This is a genomic window from Afifella sp. YEN Y35, from assembly GCF_047553465.1.
In the GTDB taxonomy this organism is placed as follows: Bacteria; Pseudomonadota; Alphaproteobacteria; order Rhizobiales; family Afifellaceae; genus Afifella; species Afifella aestuarii.
Window position 1 is genome coordinate 615,821 of the sequence record NZ_CP180203.1, and the last position, 24,612, is coordinate 640,432.

Sequence of the window (24,612 nt, forward strand, 5' to 3'; positions counted from 1 at the left end):
TTCAGCCGCCCTCTGCCAGGCGGTGGCGAAGACTTTCGAGAACGGCAATGCGCAGCGCGGAGGAGAGGTTGTCGGTCTCCCGCCGCGCATCGATCTCCTCGATCAAAGCGGCAAGCGGCATGTCGCGCGTTGTGGCCATCGCCTTGAGCTCGGTCCAGAAGGGGTCCTCCAGACTGACGCTCGTGCGATGTCCGGCGATGACGACGGAGCGCTTTTTCACATCGTGACGACGGGCAGGGCCGTGCTCCGTTCAGTTCCCGGAGCCCGGCAGAGGCAGAAGCGCCTCAGGCGGGGGCGGCGGGGTGATGCGGATCGTCGGGTTCGGCTCCACCGAACTGTCGGGTTGCAGGGGTGCCGGTTCTTCCGAGGACGGCGGCACGGGCGTCGATGCCGGCTTCGTGCAGGCCGAGCGCATCGTACGCAATGCCGCTGCCGATCCCTTCAAGGTGAGATCGAGGCGCTGCTGACCGACGGCGACGTTGAGGCTGTCGCCGACGGACAGCGCGTAGAGCAGCGGGTCGCTCTCCTTGATCGTCACTTCCGGGACGAAGCCGCCATAGAGCTCGCTCTGATGCAGACGCCCATCGCGGCGGAAGATATCCCGATCGACCTCGAACGCCACTTCGACGAGATCGCCTTCGAGTGCGCTTTCGACGGCGATGGTCGGGCGAACGGTGATGTCGCTGCCCGCAAGCGTGCAGCTGATGTCGAGCGGCACGTTATCGCACTGATCGCAGCCGGCGATGAAGGCCGCGGCCCCACTGTCGGTGAGAGACGAGCGCCAGGAATAGGAATCGCCGCTCGGCTCAGTGGACTTTGATGCCGTCGGCGCCTGTGTGCCGCTCTGATCCGGAGTTCCGGTCTGAGGCTGCGCTTGCGGTTGCTGCTGTGTCTGCTGGCTGGGTGAAGGCTCTGTCTGAGGCGGCACCTGCATGGGGATTTGCCGGATGGTGCCGGGCGCCTGATCCTGCGCGAGCGCCATCGACGGTGTGGCGAGAAGCGACAAAGCGAGAAGGCGAGACATCATCTGCATGGCAACCTCATGGTTTCTCCTCGCCCTCAGGCGGTCTGCCGCGGAAATGGCCGTCCAGACGATGCGCCTCCTGGGCGAGCTCGTCACGCTCTCTCTGCCGTTCGGCCGTGCTTAGCCCGTGCCGCCGGCGGTTTTCCGCAGCGTCTTTTTCCTTGGCCTGACGCGCCGCCCGTTTGCGGGCGGTGCGCAGATTGAGGATCTCGGCCATAGGCTCCTGCTCAGCGCGGCCCGATCATGTTTTCCGGGCGGACGATCTGGTCGAATTCCTCCGGCGTGACGAAGCCGAGGCCGACGGCCTCTTCCTTCAAGGTCGTGCCGTTCTTGTGCGCCGTCTTGGCGACCTTGGTGGCGTTGTCGTAGCCGATCTTCGGCGCGAGTGCCGTCACCAGCATCAAGGAGCGCTGCATCAATTCCGAAATGCGCTCTTCATTCGCCTGAATGCCCACGACGCATTTGTCGGCGAAGGACCGGCAGGCGCCGGCGAGGAGATCGATCGACTGCAGCATGTTGTAGGCGAGGACCGGCTTGTAGACGTTGAGCTCGAAATGCCCCTGGCTGCCGGCAATGCCGATCGTGGTGTTGTTGCCCATCACCTGAGCGCAGACCATGGTCATCGCTTCGCACTGGGTCGGATTGACCTTGCCCGGCATGATCGAGGAGCCCGGTTCATTTTCCGGCAGGATCAATTCGCCGAGACCGGAGCGCGGCCCCGAACCCAGAAACCGAATGTCGTTGGCGATCTTGAACAGCGACACGGCGAGCGTGTTGATCGCGCCATGGGCCGAAACATAGGCGTCGTGGGTCGCAAGCGCCTCGAATTTGTTGGGCGCGGTACGGAAGGGCAGGCCGGTCGATTCGGCGACAGCGGCTGCGAATTTCTCGGCGAATTCCGGCTTGGTGTTGAGCCCGGTGCCGACCGCCGTCCCGCCCTGGGCGAGTTCGAAGAGATAGTCGACGCCTTCGCGCACACGGCGCAGACCGTAATCGAGCTGGGCGACGTAACCGGAGAATTCCTGGCCGAGCGTGACGGGCGTGGCGTCCTGCGTATGCGTGCGGCCGATCTTGATGATGTCGGCGAAGGCGCGCTTGCGGTCGCGCAGAGCCTCGCGCAGATGTTCGACCGCCGGGATGAGGTGGTGCACGATCTCTTCCGCCGCGGCGATATGCATCGCCGTCGGGAAAGTGTCGTTGGAGGACTGGCTGCGGTTGACGTGATCGTTCGGGTGGACCGGATCTTTCGAGCCGAGCGTGCCGCCGAGCATCTCGACCGCGCGGTTGGCGATGACCTCGTTGGCATTCATGTTGGTCTGGGTGCCCGAGCCCGTCTGCCAGATGACGAGCGGGAAATTGTCGTCGAACTTGCCGGAGGCGACTTCCTGGCCGGCTGCGGAAATCGCGTCGGCGAGGCGGGGCTCGAGGTTGCCGAGGTCCTTGTTGACCTGCGCGGCCGCGCTCTTGATCAGGCCGAGGGCGCGGATGAGCGGCTTGGGCATCCGCTCATGGCCGATTTCGAAATTCTTGAGCGAGCGCGCGGTCTGTGCGCCCCAATATTTGTCGGAAGGAACTTCCAGGGGGCCGAAGGAATCGGTCTCGGTACGCGTGCTCTCTGTCATGGTCGGGTCCGCCAGTTTTTCGGCCTTTTCCCATTGGCGGGCGCCGCAGGCAAGAGCCGGAGGCGGGAAAGAGGCTTTCAACCGACGGAGAACAGAAAAAGACGCGGACGCTCAGCCGTTTTTCTTGCGGAATGCGTCGAGAGAGACGACTTCGGCGCCCTCTTTGCCATCCTCGCCTTCGGCAGACGCCTCTGCGGTCTCCGCGCTTCCTTCCTTGCGCTCCATGACCGCCGGCGGAAGAGGGCTCGGCATCAGGCCGGGCTGTTCCTCTTCGCCAGGGAGCAGCCCTGGCATCGCCTCAGCCTCCGCGGCGGCGAGATTTTCGCCCTCCGTCTCCGGCACGTCGAACTTCAGGCCGAAGCTCGCATGCGGATCGACGAAAGCCTTGATCGCGCGGAAGGGGACGAGAAGACGTTCCGGTACGCCGTTGAAGGAGAGGCCGACCTCGAAGGTCGTCTCCGTGACGTTGAGGTCCCAGAACTGGTGCTGGAGGACGATGGTCATCTCTTCGGGGTACTGCGCCCTGAGGCGCGAGGAGATGCGCACGCCGGGATGACGGGTCTCGAAGGTCACGAAGAAATGGTGCTCACCGGGCAATCCGGTTTGCGCCACCTCGCCGATCACCTTGCGGATGACCTGCCTCAGCGCGTCCTGAGTGAGAATGTCGTAACGAATGAGGTCGCTTGCCATTGAGCAAAATTAGGTTGGCCGCGCGCGACGGGCAATATGCGCCAGGACGTTTCGGCCCCTCTGACACCGATTTGCAACGGCATGGAAAACGAAATGGAGGCTTCTGTTGCCAGGTGCCTCCGGACCCCGCCTGACGGGGCTAACCGCCAGGGCTTGAATCGAAGCAGTCAGGCTGCATTACGCAGCGAGACGAGCCTCAGCATAGTTGTCATTCGCAACTACAAGTTTTGGTCCGATAACGGTGGTACCATACCGAGCGAAAGTTCTACCTTTACACCCTCGTCGATCCTATTTCGCCCCCATCAACAGCGGCCCCTTGCAGGGAATCCGGCTTTTCCAGGCACTCTGCCCTGGGCCGTTGATGGTGGAGGCGCCGGGTACCGCCCCCGGGTCCGATAGGCTTATTCCGTAGACCATTTATCGCCATAGTCGGCTTGCGCCGACGCGAGCCAATATAAGCGGTCCCTGCCGAATTTCAAAGGCTTGCCTGCACCGACTTCTGAGACGCGACAGCATTTGTCCTGAGCCCGGCCTTGGGATCGTCGAGTCTTCTCAGGCGTTTGCGGGTTCCGGCTGCGAAAGAGATTCAGGATCTTCATCCGAAATCCGTGACGGTCCGGAAAGAGCGACGAGACAGCCCGCGAGAAGTCCCGCCACATGGGCGCCGAGATGCGGGGGCCAGGCGAGACCTGCCGAGAAGATCGGGCCGAAGGCCGCCTCCCACGCGATCTTCGCGACGTTTGCGGCCAGTGCGAAAAGCCAGATTTTTTCGCGCGTCTCTTTCCACAGGCCGAGGGTGAGCGCCGCATAGAGCGTATTGAGGACGGCCGAGAGGCCGCAATAGCGCAGCGTGTCGGGGAAGACGGCGAGGAGGGTCACCGTGACCGCCAGACCGCCGACGCCGAAAATGTGGAGGGCGAGCCGGCGCGGGCCGCCGAAAGGTGCGAGCTCGTAGGCGATGCCGAGTGCCAGAAGGGCACCCAGATTGTAGCCGAGATGGTGCAGGTCGAGATGAACGAGATGGCCGGTGACGAGCCGCCAGACCTCGCCAGCTTCGATCGCAGCCCGATCATAGACGAGGCCGGATGGCGTGCCGCCGGCGAGGCCATAGAGAGCGGCGGTCAGGGCTGCGAGGCCGAGGGTGAACCACGGCAGGCGAGGCCTGCCGTGGAACGCGTTTGCGGGCGCATGCATCAGGCGGTCTTCCGCCGGCGCAGGCGGAGCGTGCCGCAGAGAACGAGGATTGCGAGGATGAGGCCCGGCAGGCCAATGGCGCCGGAGCCGCCCGAGCCGCCGCCCGAATGGGAGGGACGCGGGGCGTCGAACATCGGGGCTTGGGTATCGACCCGGGTCGACGGTGCCGGCGCGCTCATGCGCTTCTCGCGTGCCGTCTCCTCGACAGCGATCCGGTCGCGGTTGCTGCGATCGATCGCCAGCTCCTCGAACCGCTCGTCGCGCACCACCAGCATGGAGGTGAAGGGGGAGAGGATGCCGTATTCCTTGGAGGTGTCGATGACCGATTGCTTGGCGTCGGCGTCGCTGCCCAAGAGGTCGAGCTTGCGAAGCTCCTGCTCGATTTCGGCAAAGGCCCAAAGCCGCTCCAGCTCCGGGTTGAGGTTCGCCGTGTCGGGAAAGGCGAAGCTGGCTTCATAAGAAACCGGCTTGCCGGAAATCTCGCCGGAGAGCGTCAGCTCCGCTTCGCCGGCGCCGCGGTAATGGCCGAAGAGGACCATCTGTTCGCCGCGATAGAGGGTGCGGATGCCTTTGCGGCGGAGATCGTCGATGGTGAGGCCGCTTTTGGACGGGTCGAGATCGAGCTTCACGCCGTGAAGCGCCTCGTGGGTCACTTTTGCCGTCGCCTGCAAGAGCACGCCGATGATGTCGTCGGAATTGGAGACCGCGCTCGCGAAGCCGCCCGATTCCAATGTCATCGGCTCAAGCAGCGGGCGGTTGGCGCTGTTGCCCATGATGGCGGTGAAGAGGCGCACATCCTGCTCTTTCACCAGAGCGAGAAAATCCTTCACCTCCGTGCGGCCGACATTGGCGACGCCGTCGGTGACGAGGACGAGGGCGCTCGTGCGGTCGGCGTCGGCCGCGTCGAGGCCGAGCTTGAGGCCGTCGTAGAGATTGGTGCCACCCTCAGCGTCGACGTTCCGCACCCATTCGAGAGCCTGCGAAATGCTCTCCTCATTGGCATTCATGAAGCCGTGGGTGAGTTCGCGGGCGCTGTCATTGAAATAGAGGATGCGGAAGCGGTCGTCGGGATTGAGCTGACCGAGGGCGCGCGAGACGCCTTCCGTGAGGCTCGACATCTTGCCGCCCATGGAGCCGGAGCGATCGAGCACGAAGATGAAGTCGCGGCCTTCGGTGATCGGCTTCAAATCCATGCCGGGCGTCAGCGTCAGCATGAAGGTGCCGCGGCCATCGCTCTCCGGCTTGTAGGCGAGCATGTCGACGCGGGCCGGCTCGTTCTCGGCCTGGCGCCAATAGACGACGATGTCGGTGTCGAGTTCGAAGCTTTTTCCGGATTGTGCCGGCGCCTGGGCAGGCGTGTCCTCATCGGCTGGAGCGTCGTCGTCGACGGGTTCGGAACCGGCTTTGGGGGCGGCGGCCGCGTTGTCGATATGGACGCGCCAGCTGCCATCCGGATCCTTCGAGATGGCGGCGTCCGGATGGGCCGGGAGGCGCAGGGCCTCGACCGTATAGTCGGTGCGCAGGTGGAGATCGAAGCTGAAGCGGCCCGTGACGGTTTCGTTCGCGGTCCAGAAGGCGAGCTTGTCGTCGTCAACGCCGCCTTCTTCCAGCGGATAGACGAAGCGGCCGATGCCGGTGTCGAGCTTCGCCGGCTGGATGTAGGCGAGGCGGATCTTGACGTCATTTCCCGCCCGCACGGGCCAGACGGTCATGTCGAAGGTTTTGTATTCGTCCTGCTCGGCGATTGCCGTTTCACGACCGGCCGCCTTCTCGCCCTCGTAGATCTTTCGGGCGTCCTCCTTCTCCAGGACTTCGGCCGTCACCGGCTTGCCGTCGATCCAGTAGGTGAATTCCGACACGGCCGCGCGTTCCGGAACCGGGAAGGAATAGATCGCCTCCATGTCTTCGGCGTTCGGATTGGCAAAGGTCTGTTCGACCGTGACGACGGCATAGCCGCCTTCCACCACCACATCGACCGCCTGGTCGCGCAGATCGAGGGCGGGCGTCCCGTCCTTCGGCGTCATCAGACCGGCCGCATTGGCGGCCGGGGCTGTGGCGACGACGCCGAGTGCCAGGCCGGCCGCGAGCGTGAACCGTTTCAGGGTCTGTGTGATCATCCTCGTCTCCATCCTTGAACAACGTTCATGAACATTGTTCATCTCTAGCTGATATGTGAACATTGTTCAACCCGGTGTGGCGGCGTTTCGCGAACTGCGCTAAGCGGAAGGGTAGGAGGGTCGGATTTGGCCGAGGTTTCTGGCACGCGGCGGCGGAGCGCCGACATCAGGTCCGCCATGATCGACGCGGCGGAGCGCATCGTCAGCGAAGAAGGCGTGTCGGCCGTCACGGCCCGGCGCGTGGCCTCCGAAGTCGGCGTTGCCGTCGGCACCACCTACAATGTCTTCGACAATCTCGGCGCGCTCATCGCAGCCGTGAATGCCCGTACCTTCGCGGCCCTTGCCGAGACGATGTCGGAGGTGAAGGTCGAAGGCCGCGCGACGCGCGAAGTGCTGCTCGATTTCGCCGATCGCTACGCCGACTTCGTCCATCGAAACGAGCGCCGCTGGCTCGCCGTGTTCGAGACGGAAATGCCCGCCGACGGAGCCGAGCCGCCGAATCAGCCGACGGTCGACCGTCTCTTTGCCACGCTGGAGCGGGCGATCCGCGCACATGACCGGCGCATCGACGACAAGCTTGCCAGCCAGTCGGCGCGGGGCCTGTGGGCGGCCGTCCACGGGCTTCTCATCCTTTCCGCCGCCGGCCGTCTCGGCGCCATCCGCCTCGACAGCGTGCGGCCGACCATCGAGCATCTCGTCCAATGCCACCTTGCCGGGCTCGAAGAGCTGGTGAAGCGGCGCAAGGACGGCGACCAGCTGCCGATGTTCTGAATTCTCTTGTGAACTGAGCCAATGTGACGGCCCGTAGAAGATCGACGCTCGGACGGGGCCTGAGAATCACGCTAGGTATTTTTGATGCAGCAATATCTCGATCTCCTCCGGCGCGTGCTCGATGAGGGCAGCGTCAAGGGCGACCGCACCGGAACCGGCACGCGCTCCGTCTTCGGGCACCAGATGCGCTTCGATCTCGCGGCGGGGTTTCCGCTTCTGACGACGAAGAAGCTGCATCTGAAGTCGATCATCCACGAACTTCTCTGGTTCCTCGCTGGCGATACCAACATCCGCTATCTGAACGACAACGGCGTGCGGATCTGGAACGAATGGGCCGACGAGAACGGCGATCTCGGACCGGTCTACGGCCGGCAATGGCGTTCCTGGGCAGCTCCCGATGGGCGCCAGATCGATCAGATATCTCAAGTGGTTGAGACGATCCGTTCGAATCCTGATTCACGCCGGATGATCGTCACGGCCTGGAACCCGGCCGATGTCGATCAGATGGCGCTGCCGCCCTGTCATTGCCTGTTCCAGTTCTACGTCGCGGACGGGAAGCTCTCCTGTCAGCTGTATCAGCGCTCGGCGGACGTGTTTCTGGGCGTTCCCTTCAATATCGCCTCCTATGCGCTTCTCACCTTGATGATGGCGCAGGTGACGGGGCTCGAGCCGGGCGATTTCATCCACACCTTTGGCGACGCGCATCTCTACGCCAACCATGTGGAGCAGGCGAAGCTGCAGCTGTCGCGCACGCCGCGGTCGCTGCCGCGCATGGACCTCAATCCCGCCGTCGGCTCGATCTTCGATTTCACTTACGACGATTTCCGCCTGGAGGGGTATGATCCGCATCCGCATATCGCGGCGAAGGTGGCAGTGTGACGGCGCCCAAAATCTCTCTCGTCGTTGCGGTGGCGCGCAACGGCATCATCGGACGAGATGGCGGGCTGCCCTGGCGGGTGCGCGGCGACATGAAGCGTTTTCGCGCCGTCACCATGGGCAAGCCCATCATCATGGGGCGGCGGACCTGGGAGAGTCTGAAAGGCCCGCTGCCGGGCCGCAGCAACCTCGTCGTCACCCGCCAGGAAGGTTATGAGGCGCCGGGCGCGACGACGGCGCGCTCCCTCGAGGACGCGCTTGCCCTCGCCGGAGATGCGGCGGAACGGCTCAACGCCGATGAAATCTGCGTGATCGGCGGGGCCGGGATCTTTGCCGAGGCGCTGCCGCACGCCTCTCTGCTCCACTGGACGGAAATCGCGGCAGAACCCGAGGGAGATGTTGCGTTTCCGCCTTTTGAGCGCACCGAGTGGCAGGAGATTTCCTGTGATCGGTTGCCTGCGCATGAGGGCGATACGGCGGAAGCCATCTACCGGCTGTTGGAACGCAGATGATGCAATCGCCTCGGCGACGCTTGCGCTGGCTTTCCCGCTATCCCATGTGGCCCGCGGCACCCGCATCTCTTTATGGCAAATCGGTTTCGGCGATCGCCCTAGCAGCATGACGGTGGCCAGCGGATTGGCGGTTCGCATCCGCAGACGGGCGGGCGTTGATGGGCGGGCAGGGCTCGCCTATAACCGCGCGCAAGGCGCGGATGGGGTCAAACGAGGAGGCTAAATGCCCTGGAGTAACAACAATAACGGTGGTGGCCCGTGGGGTAATCCCGGCGGTGGCAACCGTGGCGGACCTTGGGGGTCCGGGCCGCAGCCGTCCGGCCCACAGCAGCCGGATCTTGAAGATCTCATTCGACGCGGCCAGGACAAGCTGCGCGGCATGTTTCCGAATGGCGGCCGCGGCAATCTCGCGATCGCAGCGGTCGTCGCGATCATCCTGGTCGCCATCTGGCTGACCAACGCCATCTACACGGTGCAGCCGGACGAGCTCGGCCAGGAATTGGTGTTCGGCAAGCCGAAGCCGCAGGTCGAGGAACCGGGCCTGCATTTCCATCTGTGGCCGTTCGAGACCGTGGAAATCGTCACCATCCGGCAGCGCCGCGAGACGATCGGCACGAGTTCTGCGCGCAACAACGACCCCAACAGCCTCATGCTGTCGGGCGATCAGAACATCGTCGACGTGGTTTTCACCGTGATCTGGCGGGTGAGCAGCCCCAAGGATTTCCTCTTCAACGTCGCCGATCCCGAGGGCTTCGTGCGGCGCATCGCCGAGAGCGCGATGCGTGAATATGTGGGCCGTTCGCGCGCCGAGGATGTGCGCACGGAACGCCGTGCGGAAGTCGAAGACCAGGTGCGCGCCCTGTTGCAGGGGACACTCGACACCTATGGCGCTGGCGTCACCATCGTCGGTGTTCAGTTGGAGCGCGCCGATCCGCCGTCCGAAGTCGCGGATGCCTTCGAAGAGGTGCAGCGCGCGCAGCAGGATCTCGATCGCTACCAGCGCGAGGCCGAGCAATACGCGAACAAGCGGCTCGGTGAAGCGCGTGGTGAGGCGTCGAAGACCCGCGAGGCCGGCCGCGCCTTCAAGGAATCGACGATCGCCGAAGCACAGGGTGAGGCTCAACGCTTCATCTCCGTCTACAACGAATACCGGCTCGCGCCGGAGGTGACGCGCAAGCGCATCTATCTGGAAACGCTGGAGGGCGTGCTGCGGGACTCCAACAAGGTCATCATGGAAACGGACGGAAACGGCTCGGGCGTCGTGCCTTATCTGCCGCTGAACGATCTGCCGAACAGCAATGCGCGTAGATCCTCATCGTCCAATTCAAGCAGCTCGCGCACGAGCCAGCAGGGGAGCAATCAATGAGGCGTTTGTGGATTCTCCTCGTTGCCGCGATCGTGATCCTGATCCTGGTTTATTCCTCCGTCTTCGTCGTCAACGAGCGGCAGCAGGCCCTGGTCCTGCGCTTCGGTGAGATCAACCGGGTGATCAAGGAGCCCGGGCTCTACTTCAAGATCCCGACCAATTTCGTGGAGACGGTGCAGATCATCGAGGATCGGCTCCTGTCGTTCGATCTCGAAAACATCCGCGTGCAGGTGCGTGACGGCCGGCGTTATCTCGTCGATGCCTTCCTCGCCTATAAGATCGTCGATCCGCGCAAATTCCGGGAAAACGTTTCGGGCTCGCTCGAAGTCGCCCAGCAGAACCTGCAGACACGGCTCGATGCCTCTCTGCGGCGGGTCTACGGTCAGCGCTCCTTCGAGGCTGCTCTGTCGGCAGAACGCGTCGCGATGATGGTGGAAGTGCGTGATCAGCTCCGCCCGCTCGCCGTCGATCTCGGTATCGAAATCGTCGACGTGCGCATCAAACGGACCGATCTTCTTCCCGAGGTGTCGCAGCAGACCTTCGATCGGATGAAGGCGGAACGTCTTGCCGAAGCGGCGGAGCTGCGTGCCCGTGGTACCGAGCAGGCGGCCCGCATCAGGGCCGAGGCGGACCGCGAGGCGCAGGTGACGGTCGCCGAGGCGAGCCGAGATGCCGACATCCTCCGCGGTGAGGGCGAAGCGCAGCGCAACTCAATCTTCGCGAACGCCTATGGTCAGGACGAAAACTTCTTCGAGTTCTATCGTTCGATGAGGGCCTACCAGAACGCGATCCAGGGCACCGGCACGACCATGCTCTTGAAGCCGGATTCCGAGTTCTTCCGCTATTTCCAGGATGCGGTGCCGAGCGGTTCGCTGCCCGCACCCCAGCCTGGATCGGCGCAACCCGCCGCCACCCCGAATGGGGCCGGCGGGGCGGATGCGACCGGAACGGACGGGAGCCAGGATTCGGGCGTTGCCCCGGCTGATGACGAGAGCGGTGCGCAGAGCGATGACGGTGCGGCGCAAGCCGCTCCGGGAGGCGAGGAGAGCAACACCTCGCCTTCGGCTGCGCCTGCGGGTGCTGCGGATGGGGCGTCTTCGTCTCCGTCCGACGGTACGTCTGGCACCGACGGGACGAGCCCCGCCAGCCCTGATTCCAATGGCGACACCGGCGAGCCGGGTGTGCCGACGGGCGAACCGACGCCGACCGCCATCCCGCAATGAGCGACCTGTTCGCCGCCTTCGGCCTCGTTCTTGCCCTGGAAGGTGCGTTATACGCGCTATTTCCTGACTTCATGAAGCGAGTGGCCGAACAGGCGGTGGCTAGTCCGAGCGACATGCTCAGAACCGTCGGCCTGGTTTCGGCGGGTTTCGGAGTTGCCCTCGTCTGGTTGGCTCGAGGTTGAGCAAGCGAGGCGGGGGCATAACGTCGGCTTGAGGAGGTTCTTTGATGGGTGAGCGCAATTCGGTCAGCATGGTCGCGCGGACCGGCATCGGCCTTGTCCTTGCGGCGATGGTGACGCTGACGGCCAGCCTCGCCGCCGCCCGACCCGTGCCGGAGAGTTTTGCCGATCTGGCGGAAAGCCTCCTCGATTCCGTCGTCAACATATCGACCTCGCAACGGGTGCGCGCCTCACGCGGCATTCCGGTTCCGGAGGTCCCCGAAGGCTCACCCTTCCAGGAGTTCTTCGAAGATTTCTTCAATCGCAATCAGAGCGAGGGCGAGCAGCCCTCGCGACGGGTGCAGTCTTTGGGCTCCGGCTTCGTGCTGGATTCGTCGGGGCTCATCGTCACCAACAACCACGTCATCGCCGACGCCGACGAGATCGTCGCGAACTTCGCCGACGGCACGAAGCTCGAAGCCGAGGTCGTCGGACGTGACACCAAGACCGATCTCGCGCTTCTCAAGGTGAACCCGCCGCACCCACTCAAGGCGGTCGAATTCGGCGATTCGGAGCATCTGCGCATCGGTGATTGGGTGATGGCGATCGGCAATCCGTTTGGATTCGGCGGCACCGTCACGGTCGGCATCGTCTCGGCGCTCGAACGCGACATCAATTCAGGGCCATACGACAAATTCATTCAGACCGATGCCTCGATCAACCGCGGCAATTCGGGCGGTCCCCTGTTCAACCTCGACGGCAAGGTCGTCGGCATCAACACGGCGATCATTTCGCCGACCGGCGGATCGATCGGCATCGGATTTGCCGTTCCGGCCGAAATCGCCATGCCGGTCATCGAGCAGCTTCGCGAATTCGGCGAAACGCGCCGCGGCTGGCTCGGCGTGCGGATCCAGGAAGTCACGGACGAAATCGCCGAAAGCCTCGGCATGGATAAGGCCGAAGGTGCGCTGATCGCGGGCGTGACCGATGGCGGGCCGGCAGCGGAAGCGGGCATTCAGCCCGGCGACGTCATCATCACTTTCGATGGCCGCCAGGTTTCCTCGATGCGCGAATTGCCTGGCATCGTGGCCGATACGCCGGTCGGCAAGGACGTCGACGTCACGCTTCTGCGCAAGGGCGAGAAACTGACGGTCACCGCCCGCCTGGGCCGGCTCGAGGAAGAGCAGACGGTCTCGACGCTGTCCGGCGACGACAATCCCGGCTCCGATATGGACAGCGACGAAGCGGTCCAGACGCTCGGCCTGACGCTCGAGGTTTTGAGCGACGACGCGCGGAGCGAATACGGGATTGCCGACGATATCGAAGGCGTTCTCATCTCCGCGGTGGAGCCCGGGAGCGTCGCGGAGGAAAACCAGATCGCAGCCGGAGACGTCATCGTCGAAGTGAGCCAGGAGGCCGTCACGGAGCCGGAAGACGTCACTGCGCGCATCGAACGGCTGCGGGCTCAGGACCGGCAGTCGGCTCTCTTTCTGATCGCCAGTCCGGATGGCGACCTGCGCTTCGTCGCGATCCGGCTCGACGATCAGCCGTCAGACGATGCGCCTGACGAAGAGAGCCCGGAGCAATAGTCTCAGACTGTTTGGCGTTGCCGGGCCTGCCACGCCTCGCGCGTGATCGAATAGGCCACGTGCCGTCTGAGAGCAGAATCCTCGGGCAGACGCGGGTGGTCGAAATCTTTGGCTCGGTCACGCAACATGCCGATCCGCTCCATGACACGGCGCGATTTCACATTGGCCGTGACGGTGAACGAGATTACCTCGTCGAGGGCGAGCGGACCGAAGGCATAGGCGAGGCTTTCGGTCGCCGCTTCCGTGGCATAGCCCTTGCCCCATTCGGCGCGTTTCAGCCGCCAGCCGACTTCCACGGCCGGCGTGAACGGCGCCTCGAAATCCGTGTGCTGCAGCCCGGCGAAGCCGACCGGCTCGCCGTCCGTCTTGCGCTCCAACACCCAGAAGCCGAAGGTGTGCACCAGAAAATGGCCCTTCAGCTTTTCGAAAATGGCGTCCGATTCCGCCCGGCTGCGGGTCTTCTCGAAGAAGCGCATCACCTCCGGGTCGACGTTGAGATCGGCCCAGAAATCGCGGTCGCTGTCTTGCCAGGGGCGCAGGATCAGACGTTCGGTTTCAAGTCTGCTCATGGCTCACCTGCCTCCGTCTCGTGGAATTCCTCACGCGTATAACCCTGGAGATAAAGAAGGGCGGTGAGGTCGCCATGGCGAATGTCGGCATCCGCTTCCCGCACCAGAGCCGGCTTGCCGTGGAGGGCGACGCCCAGCCCCGCATGGGCGACCATTCCGATATCGTTGGCGCCGTCCCCGACGGCGATGACATCCTCTGCCGCGAGGTCGTGACGGGCGAGGGTCGCCTTCAGCGTTTCGACCTTGGCGTTGCGGCCGAGGATCGGTTCGGCGACCTTGCCGGTGAAACGGCCGTCTTCGTGGAGGAGGCGGTTGGCGTGGAATTCTTCGATGCCGAGCATTTTGGCGATTTTCTCGGCGAAGATGGTGAAGCCGCCGGAGACGAGAACGGTGTGAGCGCCCGCGGCGCGCATGGTGGCGACCAGCGTCCTCCCGCCCGTTTTCAGAGTGATACGTTCCGCCAGAACGCGGTCTGCCACGTCGACCGGAAGATTTTTGAGAAGGCCGACTCGCTCTTTGAGTGCCGGCTCGAAAGCGAGTTCGCCGGCCATCGAGCGCGCCGTGATGTCGGCCACATGTTCGCCGATGCCCGCCTCGACCGCGAGTTCGTCGATGCATTCCTGGTCGATGAGCGTGGAATCCATGTCGGCAATCAGAAGCCGCTTGCGCCGGTTCGCTGCCGGGATGGCGGCGACGTCGATGGCGGCCGGGCCGATCGCCTGCCGTGCCGCGACGAGGGCCGATGCGCTCATGCCGGCAAAAGGCAGGTCGCAGGCTTCGCCTTCACACAGCCATTTCGGGTTGCCCGCCGCAAGGCCGGCCCGGCCGAGCTCGGCCGTCACTGCGACGATCAGCTCCTCGGTGACAGGCGCTTTCCGTTTCGAGCCGATCAGCGTTAGGACGGACTGCATGAGAATTGATCCTGAACATGTGGCGGAAGGCGAGGTCGTGCTGATAGCGGGGCCTACGGCGAGCGGCAAGACACAGCTTGCGCTCGATTTGGCCGAGGGGCTTCACGCTCGGGGCCGCCGAGCCGTGGTCATCAACGCCGATGCCATGCAGGTTTACCGGGATCTCCGGGTGCTGACGGCGCGTCCGAAGCCTTCCGAGATGCGCAGTCTGCAGCATCGACTTTTCGGGCATGTCGATGCGGCGGACCGCTATTCTGTCGGTCGCTGGCTGTCGGAGGTCGGTGACATCCTCTCTGCCGTGCAGGAGGACGGCGCGACTGTCATATTCGTGGGCGGGACAGGCCTTTATCTGAAGGCTCTGACGGAAGGCCTTTCTCCGATCCCGGAGATTGAACCCGAAATTCGCGACGAGGTGCGGGCGCGTGCCGAGCGGGAAGGCAGCGATGCAATGCTCCGCTGGCTAGAGACGCTCGACCCGCGGGCGGCGGGGACCGTCAAGCCCGGCGACACCCAAAGGGCCGTGCGGGCGGTCGAAGTGAAGCTATCGACAGGACGCTCGCTCATCGATTGGCAGAACGAGACGCGCGAGCCGGCGCTCGTGAGCGAGGCGAAACGCTTCATCTTGCTGCCGCAGCGCGAGTCGGTCTACCGGGCGATCGACAGGCGCTTCGGTGTGATGATCGACGAAGGTGCGCTTGAAGAAGTCCAGGCGTTGATGGCGCGCGATCTCCCGGCCGATCTGCCGGCGATGAAGGCGATCGGCGTGCGGCCGCTGTCCGCCTATCTGCGGGGCGAGATCGCTCTCACGGCTGCGGTCGAGCGGGGAAAAACGGAAAGCCGTCGCTATGCCAAACGGCAGCTGACCTGGCTGCGCCACCAATGCGGCGAGGGTTGGTGCGAGATCCACGCCTGATGGCGCTCCTCAGCTGGCAGCCGGTGCTCAGGCTGTCGCCGGCGGTGTGGCTTTCCGCGGAACGAACAGCCGATGTTTTGCGCCCGGGCGTGCTTCTCCCGGCGCCGCCGGCGTCGCCTCCATTTCGGCGCCGAGGCTGCGCGACATCGAGGAAACGATGACACGACCGAGACCCGGCCCCTCGGTCTCGTCGAGCGCATAGCCGATGCCGTTGTCGACGATTTCGATCACGCAGCCCTTGGCCGGATCTTCGACCGCATAGGAGCGAATGAGGATTTCGCCGCGCTCGCCATCGGGAAACGCGTATTTGATGGCATTGGTGACGAGTTCGTTGACGATGATGCCGATCGATACGGCATCCTTGCTCGGCAATTGGAACGGTTCGGCCTCGAGTTTCAGCGTGATCGGCTTGCCCGCCGACAATTCCTGCAGGTCTTCCACGAGGGGTTCCAGATAGCCGTCGAGGCGAACCCAGTCGCGCCCGGCGAGAAGGTGCAGGCGGCGCTGTGCCGAGGCGATGGCACCGATATGCTCGCGCGCGCCGTCGAGCACCGCTTTGGCTTCCTCGTTCTCGCTCTGACGGGCCTGCAAGGCGAGGATGGAGGACACCATCGACAGGTTGTTGCCGACGCGGTGATTGACGTCGCTCAACAACGCTTCGGCGCGCTGGCGCTCGATTTCGAGCTCTGCCGTTCGCTCACGCACACGCGTTTCGAGCGACGCGTTGGTCTGGTTCAATTCGGCGATGTGCAAGCGCTCGACGCGCTGGATGGCGGTGGCAAGCCCCGCGGTCGCAAGCAGCGAGGCGGTGATGGCGAGAAGGAGCAGATTGCGATTGCGCCGCTGCAGCGCCTGTCGCTGAGCGAGATGGCGGACTTCCTCCGCATCGAGCTCACGCAGCTGCTGCGCGATGCCGTTGGAGATGGTGCGCCCCTGCTGTTCGACCTGGGCGCGGGCAGCGTCCCGCTGACCGGCCGCAAAAAGCTCGATCGTCTCATCCATCTGGTCGAGGCGCTGCCGGATAAGAGTGTTCGCGGCGTCGAGACGGGCGGTCTGGGGCGGATTGTCGGAGAGAAGATCGTGCAGTTTCTGGACCTGATCCGGCAATAGCGCCACGGCCGGCCGATAAGGGTTCAGATACGTCTGGTCGCCGGTGAGGAGATAGCCGCGTTGGGCGCCTTCCGCCTCCCGCAACGAGCCGAGAAGGGATTCGATCTCGCTGCGCACCCGCAAGGTGTGTTCGACCCAGTCATCGGTGCGGTCGGCCCGTACGGTCAAAAAGAGAATTGCTCCCACCGACAGGAGCAGCAGGCCGAAAAGCGCCATACGTGCGAGCATGATGCGGTTGCGAGCTCGGCCGAGTGCTGCGCGCCATTTGGATTGGCGCTCGGGCGTCATGGTTACGTCCATCGTTCCGTCGATGCTCATCCGAGCCTGCCATCCCTCATCCTTGTCTGAGGCGGAACTCATCACGCATCGCGCCATTGGCAATAATGACAAGGAAAGATGACAGGGAAGGGGCGAGACAAATTGCGTTGTTTCCTAATGCTTAACCGCAGCAGGGAGGCAAAGGCAATCTCGCCGGTGTTATGATGGTGCAACAGGCTCGTATTCTTCTCGCAGAGAACCAGCCTTTGGTGGCACTCGATTTCGAATTCGCTCTTTGCGACGCGGGCTACGAGGTTCTCGGACCCGTCGGGGAGCTGACGGAAGGGCTGCGGCTCGCCGAGGAAACGAGGCCTGATGCCGCGGTTCTCGACGTTCAGCTTGCGGACGGGCGCGTCTTTCCGCTGGCGCGGGCGCTCATGGCCGCAGGCGTGCCGATCATGTTCGTCACGGCGCATGTCGCGGAAGAGCGCATCTGGCCGGCGAGCTTTCGGAATTGTCCGCGCCTTGGAAAGCCGGTCGATCCTGAGGTTTTCCGGCGCACGGCAGCGGGGCTTCTCGCGGCCCGGGAGGAGGAGGCGCCGGCGGGCGTGGCTGTGGCATAAGATTCTTCCGCTTGACCTTGCGGTCGCATCACCCTAGAAGCCGCGTCATGTATATCTCGTCGCTTATCGTAATGTTGCGCGCCACCGGGGCGACCTCTTAGGTCGCCGCGATTACGGTGGTGCGTGCCAAGGCTCCTTCGGGGGCCTTTTTTATTGCCTCAAGAAACGAGATAACGGTGAGCCCGAGCGGCCAGGCGGAGAGGATTGATGGGCAAGGAAATGACCGGCGCGGAGATGGTCCTGCAGGCGATGAAGGACCACGGGGTCAAGCATATCTTCGGCTACCCCGGCGGCGCTGCGCTACCGATCTACGACGAGATCTTCCAGCAGGAGGACATCCAGCACATCCTCGTTCGCCATGAGCAGGGCGCAGGCCATGCGGCGGAAGGCTATGCGCGTTCCTCCGGCAAGCCCGGCGTCGTTCTGGTGACCTCCGGGCCGGGGGCGACCAATATGGTGACGGCGCTGACCGATGCGATGATGGATTCCATCCCGCTCGTCTGCATCACGGCGCAGGTTCCGACCCATCTCATCGGCTCCGACGGTTTCCAGGAATGCGATACTGTCGGCATCACGCGGCCTTGCACCAAGTACAATTGGCTGGTGCGCGACGTGAACGATCTCTCACGCATCCTGCATGATGCCTTTCACGTCGCGACGACGGGCCGTCCGGGACCGGTGGTCGTCGACATCCCGAAGGACGTGCAGTTCGCGACCGGCATCTATCACACCCCGGATCCGGACGGACGCTCGAGCTATCAGGGCTACGAGCCGCGCATGAAGGGCGACGAGAATGCGATCGCGCATGCCGTCGAGCTGATGGCGCATGCCAAGCGCCCGATCCTCTACACGGGCGGTGGCGTCATCAATTCCGGTCCGGAGGCGAGCCAGCTCTTGCGTGAGCTGGTGGCGGCGACGGGCTTTCCGATCACCTCGACCCTGATGGGGCTCGGCGCCTATCCGGCCTCGGGCCGAAACTGGCTCGGCATGCTCGGCATGCACGGCACCTACGAAGCCAATATGGCGATGCACGATTGCGACGTGATGGTGTGCATCGGCGCCCGTTTCGACGACCGGATCACCGGGCGCACGGACGCCTTCTCGCCCGGCTCGAAGAAGATCCATGTCGATATCGATCCGTCCTCGGTCAACAAGAACATCCGCGTGGACGTGCCGATCATCGGCGATGTCACCCATGTTCTGAAAGACATGCTCGCCATGTGGAAGGCGCGTGCGCCCGAGCCCGATCTCAAGGCCTGGTGGACGCAGATCGAAACCTGGAAGGGGCGGCGTTCGCTGGCCTACCGGACGAACCGTGACGTGATCATGCCGCAATATGCGATCGAGCGGCTCTATCAGGCGACGAAGGACCGCGACACCTACATCACGACGGAGGTCGGCCAGCACCAGATGTGGGCGGCGCAGTTCTATCACTTCGACGCGCCCAATCGCTGGATGACCTCCGGCGGGCTCGGCACGATGGGCTACGGCCTGCCGGCGGCTCTCGGCGTGCAGGTCGCGCATCCGGACAGCCTCGTCGTCGATATCGCCGGCGATGCGTCCGTGCTGATGACCATGCAGGAGATGTCGACGGCAGTGCAGCACGACCTGCCGATCAAGATCTTCATCTTGAACAATTGCTATATGGGCATGGTGCGGCAGTGGCAGCAGCTTCTGCACGGCAATCGCCTGTCGAACTCGTACAATGAATCGCTGCCCGATTTCGTGAAGCTCGCCGAGGCCTATGGCTGCGTCGGGCTGCGGGCGGACAAGCCTGACGAGCTCGACGACGCCATCGAAGAGATGATTTCCGTGCGCCGGCCCGTCCTGTTCGACTGTCGCGTGGCCAATCTCGAAAACTGCTTCCCGATGATTCCCTCCGGCAAGGCGCACAACGAGATGATCCTGCCGGCTGAATCTGAGGGAGCCGAAGAGGCTTTCGCCGGCGGCAAAGCACTGGTTTGATGGTGTTGGTTGGAGGGGCCCAGCTTCAGAGGCCCCTGGTTTGAGGTGACGGCGGCCCGTCCGCGGACCGCCAGGCGGATGACATTCGGCGGGTGCTTTCGCGAGAAGCGCCTTCGCCGTTCGATGAAGGATACGAAGGACAATGAACGATTCCTCGACCATGACCGGCAAGCCCGCCATGACGCCGCCGGCCTCGACCTATTTCATCGAGGATCGCCAGGACCCGGAGGAGGCGCATACCCTCTCCGTTCTCGTCGACAACGAGCCGGGCGTCCTGGCGCGTGTCATCGGGCTTTTCTCCGGGCGCGGCTACAATATCGAAAGTCTCACTGTTTCGGAGACGGAGCATGAGAAGCACCTGTCGCGCATTACCATCGTGACGCGCGGCAGCGTCGCGGTCCTCGAGCAGATCAAGAACCAGCTCGGGCGTCTCGTCCCGGTCCATCGGGTGACGGATCTCACCGAAGTGGCGGTGGCACGCAATCAGGAAAAGCCCCTGGAGCGCGAGCTGGCGCTGGTGAAGGTCGCGGGTCACGGCGAGATGCGGGTGGAGGCTTTGCGCCTCGCCGATGCCTTCAAGGCCGAGGTGATCGATGCGACCCGCGAGCATTTCGTCTTCCAGATGACGGGACGGTCCGCCAAAGTGGAGCAATTCATCTCCATCATGCAGCCGATGGGCCTCATCGAAGTCTGCCGCACGGGGCTTGCCGCGCTGTCGCGCGGACCTGAATCCTCCTAACACTGCCCGCGGGCGTAAGGCCCCGGGCGCCTTTTGAAATCTGCTCGGGATCTGCGCCATGTCGACGGAAGTCGTCTCCGCCCTCATCGTCTTCGCACTCGTTGCCTCGGTGACGCCGGGGCCGAACAACCTGATGCTTCTGGCTTCCGGTGTGAATTTCGGCTTCCGCCGGACGCTCCCGCATCTTCTCGGCGTTCTCGTCGGCTTTGCCATTCTCCTGACGGCCGTCGGGCTCGGTGTCGGCGCTCTGGTGGAACGCTTTCCCGCGCTCCACACCCTGCTCAAGGTCGTGGGCGGTGCCTACCTTCTCTATCTCGCCTGGAAGATCGCGATGTCGCGTGCGCTGCACGAGGAGAGCGCCGGGCAGGGGCCTCTCACCTTTCTCGAGGCGGCGCTCTTCCAATGGGTCAATCCGAAGGCCTGGATGATGGGGCTCGCGGCCATGGCCGCGTACACAGATCCGGACCATTATGCGCTGACGCTCGCCATCGTCGTTTCCGTCTTCTGCCTCGTGGGCATTCCGTCGGCGTCGATCTGGGCAGGTTTCGGGTCAGCCCTGAAGGATTGGCTCAACCATCCCGTCCGCATCAAATGGTTCAACATCGCGATGGGGCTCGCGCTCGTCGCTTCGCTCTGGCCGATGCTGAAGTGAGTGCCGCTGTGTCATTTCGAAAATAAGTGTCATCTCGCACGTACGTGTCATCTTGAAAGCGGATTTCTTCGGCATCACGCTTCCCGCGATCAGTGTGCCCGACATGGGCCGTGGCTGTGGGGGAATGAGATGCGCAGTTCTTTCGGCAAGATCCTTTCGTCGGTCATGATCACGGGCGCGGTTGCGGCGGGTAGCATCGTTGCTGCCGCTCCCGCGCGTGCCGGCGATCCCTGCCTCGACATCGCTTTCACCTGCCGCGGCGCGGAGCCTTTCTGGAGTTTTACGACGGGCAGCGACGCCGAGGGGCGCGAAGTGGTGCGCTTCTCCGATCCTGAGAACCCGGACGACCAGGAGAGCCCGCTCGTGATCGAAGGCTGCGTGGAGCAAGGCGCGCCGAACGATTTCGAGCTGACGACGGAAGCGCCTCTCGACCTCATCGCCAGCATCGTCGGCCAGAGCTGCACCGAACCGAGCGGCGAGACGACGGACTTTTCCGTGATGGTCTCGTTCAAGCAGGGGGCGCAGACGGCGACGCCGCGAGAGGTGACCGGCAAGGGTTGCTGTGTGCGAGAGAAGTGAGGCGCCGGTCTCTCGTGCCTTGCGCGTTCTTATTGTGTTCTTGTTGATGTCGGGCTAGCGTCTCGCCGTTGGGGTCGTTTTCTGTCCGATGGCATGCGAGTGTCCGCGGCAGAATCCCCCGAGAGCCGCGATACCCGAAGGACGATGCAGTTTTCCCCGCAGCAGGAACAGGCGCTGAAGGCCGTTTCGAAATGGCTGAAGAAGCCCGACCAGCAGATTTACCGGCTGTTCGGCTATGCCGGCACCGGCAAGACGACACTCGCCCAGCATCTCGCCGAAGGCGTCGATGGCGAAGTGCTGTTCGGCGCCTTCACCGGCAAGGCGGCGCAGGTTTTGCGTGCCAAGGGCGCGGAGAATGCGCGCACCATCCATTCGCTCATCTATCGGCCGCGCGGTGAGGAGACGGTCGAGGACGAGGAGAGCGGCAAGACCAAGATCTCGCCGACCTTTTCATTGAACCGGGGCAGTCCGGTGGCGCAGGCGGCGCTCGTCGTCATCGATGAATGTTCCATGGTCGACGAGGCGCTCGGCCGCGACCTTCTCTCCTTCGGCACGCCGATTCTGGTGCTCGGCGATCCGGGGCAGCTGCCGCCGGTCAAGGCGGGCGAGGGGGGCGGCGGCTTCTTCACCGAGGCGGAGCCGGACATGCTCCTCACCGAGGTGCATCGCCAGGCCCGCGACAACCCGATCATCGATCTCGCCATGCGGGTGCGCGAGGGCGAGCGCATCGATTACGGCTCTTATGGCGAAAGCCGCGTCATCTCCAAAAACGATGTCGATCAGGACATCGTCATGTCGGCCGATCAGGTGCTCGTCGGGCGCAACCGCACGCGCCGCCTCTACAATCAGCGCCTGCGCACACTGAAAGGCTTTGACGGCGCGTTGCCGGAGGCGGGGGACCGGCTCGTCTGTCTCAGGAACGATCCGAAGAAGGGCCTCTTGAACGGCTCGCTGTGGGACGTTGCCTCCGTCGGCACGCCGCGCGGCCCCGGTCTGCAGTTGATGGTGAAGGCGGTCGATGAAGTGCCGCGCTCGCCGACGGCGAAGATCAAGGTCTTGAAATCGGCCTTCGAAGATCCCGATTCCGATCCCGGCTGGCCGGTGAAGCGGCGTTTCGACGATTTCGATTACGGCTATGTCCTGACCGTGCACAAGGCGCAGGGCTCGCAATGGGACGAGCTCGTGCTCTTCGACGAGAGTTTTGCCTTTCCCGATACGCGCGAGCGCTGGCTCTACACGGCGATCACCCGTGCGGCGGAGAAGATCACCATCGTGAAGTGACGGTGGCGGAAAGGGGACGGTGCCCGCCGGTGTGAGAGCTGTCGGCGGGGCGAGGGGCGGCTGCCTATTGCGGCACTTTCTCCGAGCATGGCGGCAGACAGAAGCTCGTTTCCTTGTCGACCTTCTGGACGCCTTCGACCTTCGCAAGGCTCGCCAGCAGCGTCTCGTCGCCCGAGCCGTAGATCACCCCGATTTCGGGCACGATCGATTCCACGCGCATGCCGACCTTGACGGCCGAGCGGCTCACCACATCGGTCTTGCCGATATGCGCCTCGTCGACAACGACTTTCAAGGCAATGTCCGCCATGGCGACCTCGCATCAGATGGCCGTCTCGCCACCTGTCTTTCGCTACGCGCTAACATAGGGCGGCGGCGGCTCAGACGCCAGCTTGGCCCTGCGGCGCCTGAACGAGGCCCGCACCGACGTCGCGGGCCGGAGCGGCGAGCCCGCGGGCCGTGTCCGTCAGCCTATCCCACAAAGCCCTGCCGCGCAGTTCCGGGTCTGTCTCCGCCCACAGGGCTGCAACGCCTGCCACATGCGGGCAAGCCATGCTGGTTCCCTGCATCTTCCTGTAGAGCTCGGGCTGCGGAGCTGCGGACAGGATGCCGACGCCAGGGGCGGCGATGTCGACCTCGCCGCCACCCGGGTTGATGGCGCCGCTGGAGAATTCCGCCACGTCCAACGACTGGTCGACGGCTGCCACGGCCATGATCGAGGGCGCGTTCGCAGGCGCGCCGACGGGTGCGATGAAGCCATAGCGGCGCGAACTTTCATTGCCCGCCGCGGCGATGAGGAGCGAGCCCTGCTGAAGCGCCAGCCGGCCGATGCGTTCGTATTCGGGGGCTGGTTCTTCGCCGGGCTGGACGGGGCGGCCGAGCGACATGGAAACGACGGCGCAGCGCTGCTGAATGGCCCAGACCATGCCGGCGATGATGTCGCGTTCGCGCCCCGCCCCGGAATTGTTGAGCACCTTGCCGACATAGAGCTCGGCATTGGAGGCAAGGCCATAGCGAAATGGGCTCTGCGCAGCCCGACCACCCGCAGCCGTGCCGGCGCAGTGCGTGCCGTGGCCATGGCCGTCCTGCATGTCCTGTCCCGGGACGAAGCTCCGCTGAACGATGTTGCGGCCGGCAAAGTCGGGATGCGTCAGATCAAGGCCGGTGTCGAGAACCGCGAGGCGCACATCTTGGCCCGTCTGCGGGCTGTCGAGGGCACCGACGGCGCGAACACCCCAGGTCGCTTCGGCTGCGTCCCCAAAGCTCTCGATTGCGAACATATAGAATTCCGGCCGCACGTTCCGTACGCATTCGGTGTCCATCAGCTTGGCTCGGATCGAGCTCGTCGCCTCCAGCCCGAAGCGCTCGGAGACGAAGGCGACGCCGAGCTCTTCGAAGACAAGGGCAGGCTCGCCGTCGAGCGCCTTGATCTCGGTGGCCTCCGACAGCCCGACGGAACGCACGCCGGAGCCGACGGCATTCTCCAGGGCGCTCACCTCCTCGCGGCCGGCGCGTTCGGCAAAGGAGACGACGAGACCGCCCGTCGCCTTCGGTCGCAGAAGTTCGAGGACGGAGTTGCCATCGGTTGTGGGTTCGTCCGTAGCTGCCATGTCTGCCCCCCTGCGTCATGGCTTGCGCTTGCTGCGCACAGGTTCACTGAGAGAAGTTTAGGATTATCCAAGCCCCGGTCAAAGTATGAATAAAATAAATCCGGCTCCGGGAGGCATCTTGTCGGATCTGAAATTGTATTTGTTGCTATGCTTCGTGCTTGGGTTGGTTCGCTTTTGGGAACCATCGCTGAGGAGAAGAACTCCAGCCTTGGGGTGAGGAAAGGCAGTCTCCGGTCGGTTCTCTGCGCATCTGGGCGTCGAAC

26 protein-coding genes and 1 other RNA gene are annotated in these 24,612 nt (G+C 64.0%); 14 read left to right on the top strand and 13 right to left on the bottom strand.

What is annotated here, in order from left to right:
- Position 1: 1 nt before the first annotated feature.
- The 8 genes from ACK8CP_RS02915 to ACK8CP_RS02950 all read right to left on the bottom strand — a co-directional run bounded on the left by ACK8CP_RS02915 (position 2) and on the right by ACK8CP_RS02950 (position 6,647).
- The gene (locus tag ACK8CP_RS02915; protein WP_414833299.1) at positions 2-220 is read right to left on the bottom strand and encodes a ribbon-helix-helix domain-containing protein; all 219 of its coding nucleotides are present in this window, start codon (positions 218-220) and stop codon (positions 2-4) included.
- 30 nt (positions 221-250) lie between these two features.
- Positions 251-1,033, bottom strand: coding sequence for a hypothetical protein (locus ACK8CP_RS02920; protein WP_414833300.1), 783 nt, complete (start codon positions 1,031-1,033; stop codon positions 251-253).
- A gap of 7 nt (positions 1,034-1,040) precedes the next feature.
- Positions 1,041-1,241, bottom strand: coding sequence for a DUF4169 family protein (locus ACK8CP_RS02925; RefSeq protein WP_414833301.1), 201 nt, complete (start codon positions 1,239-1,241; stop codon positions 1,041-1,043).
- Between the two features lie 10 nt (positions 1,242-1,251).
- Complete coding sequence (gene fumC, locus ACK8CP_RS02930) at positions 1,252-2,646, bottom strand: class II fumarate hydratase (protein WP_414833302.1); 1,395 nt, start codon at positions 2,644-2,646, stop codon at positions 1,252-1,254.
- Between the two features lie 111 nt (positions 2,647-2,757).
- On the bottom strand, positions 2,758-3,336 hold the full coding sequence (locus ACK8CP_RS02935) for an SspB family protein (protein WP_261214280.1): 579 nt from the start codon (positions 3,334-3,336) through the stop codon (positions 2,758-2,760).
- Positions 3,337-3,428: 92 nt separating this feature from the next.
- Positions 3,429-3,820: a transfer-messenger RNA gene (ssrA, locus tag ACK8CP_RS02940) on the bottom strand.
- A gap of 68 nt (positions 3,821-3,888) precedes the next feature.
- Positions 3,889-4,530: a rhombosortase gene (rrtA, locus tag ACK8CP_RS02945; protein ID WP_414833303.1), complete on the bottom strand. Its 642-nt coding sequence runs from the start codon at positions 4,528-4,530 to the stop codon at positions 3,889-3,891.
- A complete protein-coding gene (locus ACK8CP_RS02950; protein WP_414833304.1) occupies positions 4,530-6,647 on the bottom strand; it encodes a VIT and vWA domain-containing protein in 2,118 nt (705 codons plus the stop codon). Before ACK8CP_RS02950 ends, rrtA begins: the two co-directional genes overlap by 1 nt.
- 126 nt (positions 6,648-6,773) lie before the next feature.
- Between ACK8CP_RS02950 and ACK8CP_RS02955 the strand changes: the two genes are divergently transcribed.
- The 7 genes from ACK8CP_RS02955 to ACK8CP_RS02985 all read left to right on the top strand — a co-directional run bounded on the left by ACK8CP_RS02955 (position 6,774) and on the right by ACK8CP_RS02985 (position 13,142).
- Positions 6,774-7,418, top strand: coding sequence for a TetR/AcrR family transcriptional regulator (locus ACK8CP_RS02955; protein ID WP_414833305.1), 645 nt, complete (start codon positions 6,774-6,776; stop codon positions 7,416-7,418).
- A gap of 84 nt (positions 7,419-7,502) precedes the next feature.
- Entirely contained in the window at positions 7,503-8,297 is a 795-nt protein-coding gene (locus ACK8CP_RS02960; protein ID WP_234628423.1) for a thymidylate synthase, read from the top strand.
- Positions 8,294-8,806, top strand: coding sequence for a dihydrofolate reductase (locus tag ACK8CP_RS02965; RefSeq protein ID WP_414833306.1), 513 nt, complete (start codon positions 8,294-8,296; stop codon positions 8,804-8,806). Before ACK8CP_RS02960 ends, ACK8CP_RS02965 begins: the two co-directional genes overlap by 4 nt.
- Before the next feature lie 223 nt (positions 8,807-9,029).
- On the top strand, positions 9,030-10,172 hold the full coding sequence (gene hflK, locus ACK8CP_RS02970; protein ID WP_234628421.1) for an FtsH protease activity modulator HflK: 1,143 nt from the start codon (positions 9,030-9,032) through the stop codon (positions 10,170-10,172).
- Entirely contained in the window at positions 10,169-11,395 is a 1,227-nt protein-coding gene (locus ACK8CP_RS02975) for an SPFH domain-containing protein (RefSeq protein ID WP_414833307.1), read from the top strand. Before hflK ends, ACK8CP_RS02975 begins: the two co-directional genes overlap by 4 nt.
- Positions 11,392-11,577: a DUF2065 domain-containing protein gene (locus ACK8CP_RS02980; RefSeq protein WP_092811084.1), complete on the top strand. Its 186-nt coding sequence runs from the start codon at positions 11,392-11,394 to the stop codon at positions 11,575-11,577. Before ACK8CP_RS02975 ends, ACK8CP_RS02980 begins: the two co-directional genes overlap by 4 nt.
- Positions 11,578-11,621: 44 nt before the next feature.
- Complete coding sequence (locus ACK8CP_RS02985) at positions 11,622-13,142, top strand: DegQ family serine endoprotease (protein WP_414833308.1); 1,521 nt, start codon at positions 11,622-11,624, stop codon at positions 13,140-13,142.
- A 2-nt stretch (positions 13,143-13,144) separates the two neighbouring features.
- Here ACK8CP_RS02985 and ACK8CP_RS02990 read toward each other — a convergent pair whose 3' ends face one another.
- Both ACK8CP_RS02990 and serB read right to left on the bottom strand, forming a co-directional pair.
- Positions 13,145-13,711 carry a GNAT family N-acetyltransferase gene (locus ACK8CP_RS02990; RefSeq protein ID WP_414833309.1) on the bottom strand — a complete coding sequence of 189 codons (567 nt, stop codon included), beginning with the start codon at positions 13,709-13,711 and terminating at the stop codon, positions 13,145-13,147.
- Positions 13,708-14,622 (bottom strand): phosphoserine phosphatase SerB, encoded by a 915-nt coding sequence (serB, locus tag ACK8CP_RS02995; protein WP_414833310.1) that lies wholly within the window; start codon positions 14,620-14,622, stop codon positions 13,708-13,710. Before serB ends, ACK8CP_RS02990 begins: the two co-directional genes overlap by 4 nt.
- On the opposite strand from serB, the gene miaA reads away from it, so the two are divergent.
- Positions 14,621-15,535, top strand: a complete 915-nt coding sequence (miaA, locus tag ACK8CP_RS03000; protein ID WP_414833311.1) for a tRNA (adenosine(37)-N6)-dimethylallyltransferase MiaA — start codon at positions 14,621-14,623, stop codon at positions 15,533-15,535. The genes serB and miaA overlap by 2 nt on opposite strands.
- A gap of 27 nt (positions 15,536-15,562) precedes the next feature.
- Here miaA and ACK8CP_RS03005 read toward each other — a convergent pair whose 3' ends face one another.
- A complete protein-coding gene (locus tag ACK8CP_RS03005) occupies positions 15,563-17,005 on the bottom strand; it encodes a sensor histidine kinase (protein WP_414833312.1) in 1,443 nt (480 codons plus the stop codon).
- A gap of 119 nt (positions 17,006-17,124) precedes the next feature.
- Between ACK8CP_RS03005 and ACK8CP_RS03010 the strand changes: the two genes are divergently transcribed.
- From ACK8CP_RS03010 to ACK8CP_RS03035, 6 genes are all read left to right on the top strand, one after another.
- Positions 17,125-17,526, top strand: a complete 402-nt coding sequence (locus tag ACK8CP_RS03010) for a hypothetical protein (protein WP_414833313.1) — start codon at positions 17,125-17,127, stop codon at positions 17,524-17,526.
- Positions 17,527-17,733: 207 nt separating this feature from the next.
- On the top strand, positions 17,734-19,491 hold the full coding sequence (locus ACK8CP_RS03015; RefSeq protein WP_414833314.1) for an acetolactate synthase 3 large subunit: 1,758 nt from the start codon (positions 17,734-17,736) through the stop codon (positions 19,489-19,491).
- Between the two features lie 178 nt (positions 19,492-19,669).
- Positions 19,670-20,230, top strand: coding sequence for an acetolactate synthase small subunit (gene ilvN / locus ACK8CP_RS03020; protein ID WP_307155704.1), 561 nt, complete (start codon positions 19,670-19,672; stop codon positions 20,228-20,230).
- A 58-nt stretch (positions 20,231-20,288) separates the two neighbouring features.
- Positions 20,289-20,882, top strand: coding sequence for a LysE family translocator (locus tag ACK8CP_RS03025; RefSeq protein WP_234628414.1), 594 nt, complete (start codon positions 20,289-20,291; stop codon positions 20,880-20,882).
- A gap of 129 nt (positions 20,883-21,011) precedes the next feature.
- Positions 21,012-21,461 carry a hypothetical protein gene (locus ACK8CP_RS03030; protein WP_414833315.1) on the top strand — a complete coding sequence of 150 codons (450 nt, stop codon included), beginning with the start codon at positions 21,012-21,014 and terminating at the stop codon, positions 21,459-21,461.
- A gap of 144 nt (positions 21,462-21,605) precedes the next feature.
- Positions 21,606-22,742, top strand: a complete 1,137-nt coding sequence (locus ACK8CP_RS03035; RefSeq protein WP_234628412.1) for an ATP-dependent DNA helicase — start codon at positions 21,606-21,608, stop codon at positions 22,740-22,742.
- Between the two features lie 64 nt (positions 22,743-22,806).
- Here ACK8CP_RS03035 and ACK8CP_RS03040 read toward each other — a convergent pair whose 3' ends face one another.
- A complete protein-coding gene (locus tag ACK8CP_RS03040) occupies positions 22,807-23,049 on the bottom strand; it encodes a hypothetical protein (RefSeq protein ID WP_414833316.1) in 243 nt (80 codons plus the stop codon).
- A gap of 70 nt (positions 23,050-23,119) precedes the next feature.
- Positions 23,120-24,349 carry a S8 family serine peptidase gene (locus ACK8CP_RS03045; protein ID WP_414833317.1) on the bottom strand — a complete coding sequence of 410 codons (1,230 nt, stop codon included), beginning with the start codon at positions 24,347-24,349 and terminating at the stop codon, positions 23,120-23,122.
- Positions 24,350-24,612 lie beyond the last annotated feature (263 nt).

What these genes read in the sequence shown, in the direction of transcription:
- ACK8CP_RS02920 (WP_414833300.1), bottom strand. Translation starts at nt 1,033, where the DNA reads ATGCAGATGATGTCTCGCCTTCTCGCTTTGTCGCTTCTCGCCACACCG.
- ACK8CP_RS02925 (WP_414833301.1), bottom strand. Translation starts at nt 1,241, where the DNA reads ATGGCCGAGATCCTCAATCTGCGCACCGCCCGCAAACGGGCGGCGCGT.
- fumC (WP_414833302.1), bottom strand. Translation starts at nt 2,646, where the DNA reads ATGACAGAGAGCACGCGTACCGAGACCGATTCCTTCGGCCCCCTGGAA.
- ACK8CP_RS02935 (WP_261214280.1), bottom strand. Translation starts at nt 3,336, where the DNA reads ATGGCAAGCGACCTCATTCGTTACGACATTCTCACTCAGGACGCGCTG.
- rrtA (WP_414833303.1), bottom strand. Translation starts at nt 4,530, where the DNA reads ATGCATGCGCCCGCAAACGCGTTCCACGGCAGGCCTCGCCTGCCGTGG.
- ACK8CP_RS02950 (WP_414833304.1), bottom strand. Translation starts at nt 6,647, where the DNA reads ATGATCACACAGACCCTGAAACGGTTCACGCTCGCGGCCGGCCTGGCA.
- ACK8CP_RS02960 (WP_234628423.1), top strand. Translation starts at nt 7,503, where the DNA reads ATGCAGCAATATCTCGATCTCCTCCGGCGCGTGCTCGATGAGGGCAGC.
- hflK (WP_234628421.1), top strand. Translation starts at nt 9,030, where the DNA reads ATGCCCTGGAGTAACAACAATAACGGTGGTGGCCCGTGGGGTAATCCC.
- ACK8CP_RS02975 (WP_414833307.1), top strand. Translation starts at nt 10,169, where the DNA reads ATGAGGCGTTTGTGGATTCTCCTCGTTGCCGCGATCGTGATCCTGATC.
- ACK8CP_RS02980 (WP_092811084.1), top strand. Translation starts at nt 11,392, where the DNA reads ATGAGCGACCTGTTCGCCGCCTTCGGCCTCGTTCTTGCCCTGGAAGGT.
- ACK8CP_RS02985 (WP_414833308.1), top strand. Translation starts at nt 11,622, where the DNA reads ATGGGTGAGCGCAATTCGGTCAGCATGGTCGCGCGGACCGGCATCGGC.
- ACK8CP_RS02990 (WP_414833309.1), bottom strand. Translation starts at nt 13,711, where the DNA reads ATGAGCAGACTTGAAACCGAACGTCTGATCCTGCGCCCCTGGCAAGAC.
- miaA (WP_414833311.1), top strand. Translation starts at nt 14,621, where the DNA reads ATGAGAATTGATCCTGAACATGTGGCGGAAGGCGAGGTCGTGCTGATA.
- serB (WP_414833310.1), bottom strand. Translation starts at nt 14,622, where the DNA reads ATGCAGTCCGTCCTAACGCTGATCGGCTCGAAACGGAAAGCGCCTGTC.
- ACK8CP_RS03005 (WP_414833312.1), bottom strand. Translation starts at nt 17,005, where the DNA reads ATGAGTTCCGCCTCAGACAAGGATGAGGGATGGCAGGCTCGGATGAGC.
- ACK8CP_RS03010 (WP_414833313.1), top strand. Translation starts at nt 17,125, where the DNA reads ATGATGGTGCAACAGGCTCGTATTCTTCTCGCAGAGAACCAGCCTTTG.
- ACK8CP_RS03015 (WP_414833314.1), top strand. Translation starts at nt 17,734, where the DNA reads ATGGGCAAGGAAATGACCGGCGCGGAGATGGTCCTGCAGGCGATGAAG.
- ilvN (WP_307155704.1), top strand. Translation starts at nt 19,670, where the DNA reads ATGACGCCGCCGGCCTCGACCTATTTCATCGAGGATCGCCAGGACCCG.
- ACK8CP_RS03025 (WP_234628414.1), top strand. Translation starts at nt 20,289, where the DNA reads ATGTCGACGGAAGTCGTCTCCGCCCTCATCGTCTTCGCACTCGTTGCC.
- ACK8CP_RS03030 (WP_414833315.1), top strand. Translation starts at nt 21,012, where the DNA reads ATGCGCAGTTCTTTCGGCAAGATCCTTTCGTCGGTCATGATCACGGGC.
- ACK8CP_RS03035 (WP_234628412.1), top strand. Translation starts at nt 21,606, where the DNA reads ATGCAGTTTTCCCCGCAGCAGGAACAGGCGCTGAAGGCCGTTTCGAAA.
- ACK8CP_RS03040 (WP_414833316.1), bottom strand. Translation starts at nt 23,049, where the DNA reads ATGGCGGACATTGCCTTGAAAGTCGTTGTCGACGAGGCGCATATCGGC.
- ACK8CP_RS03045 (WP_414833317.1), bottom strand. Translation starts at nt 24,349, where the DNA reads ATGGCAGCTACGGACGAACCCACAACCGATGGCAACTCCGTCCTCGAA.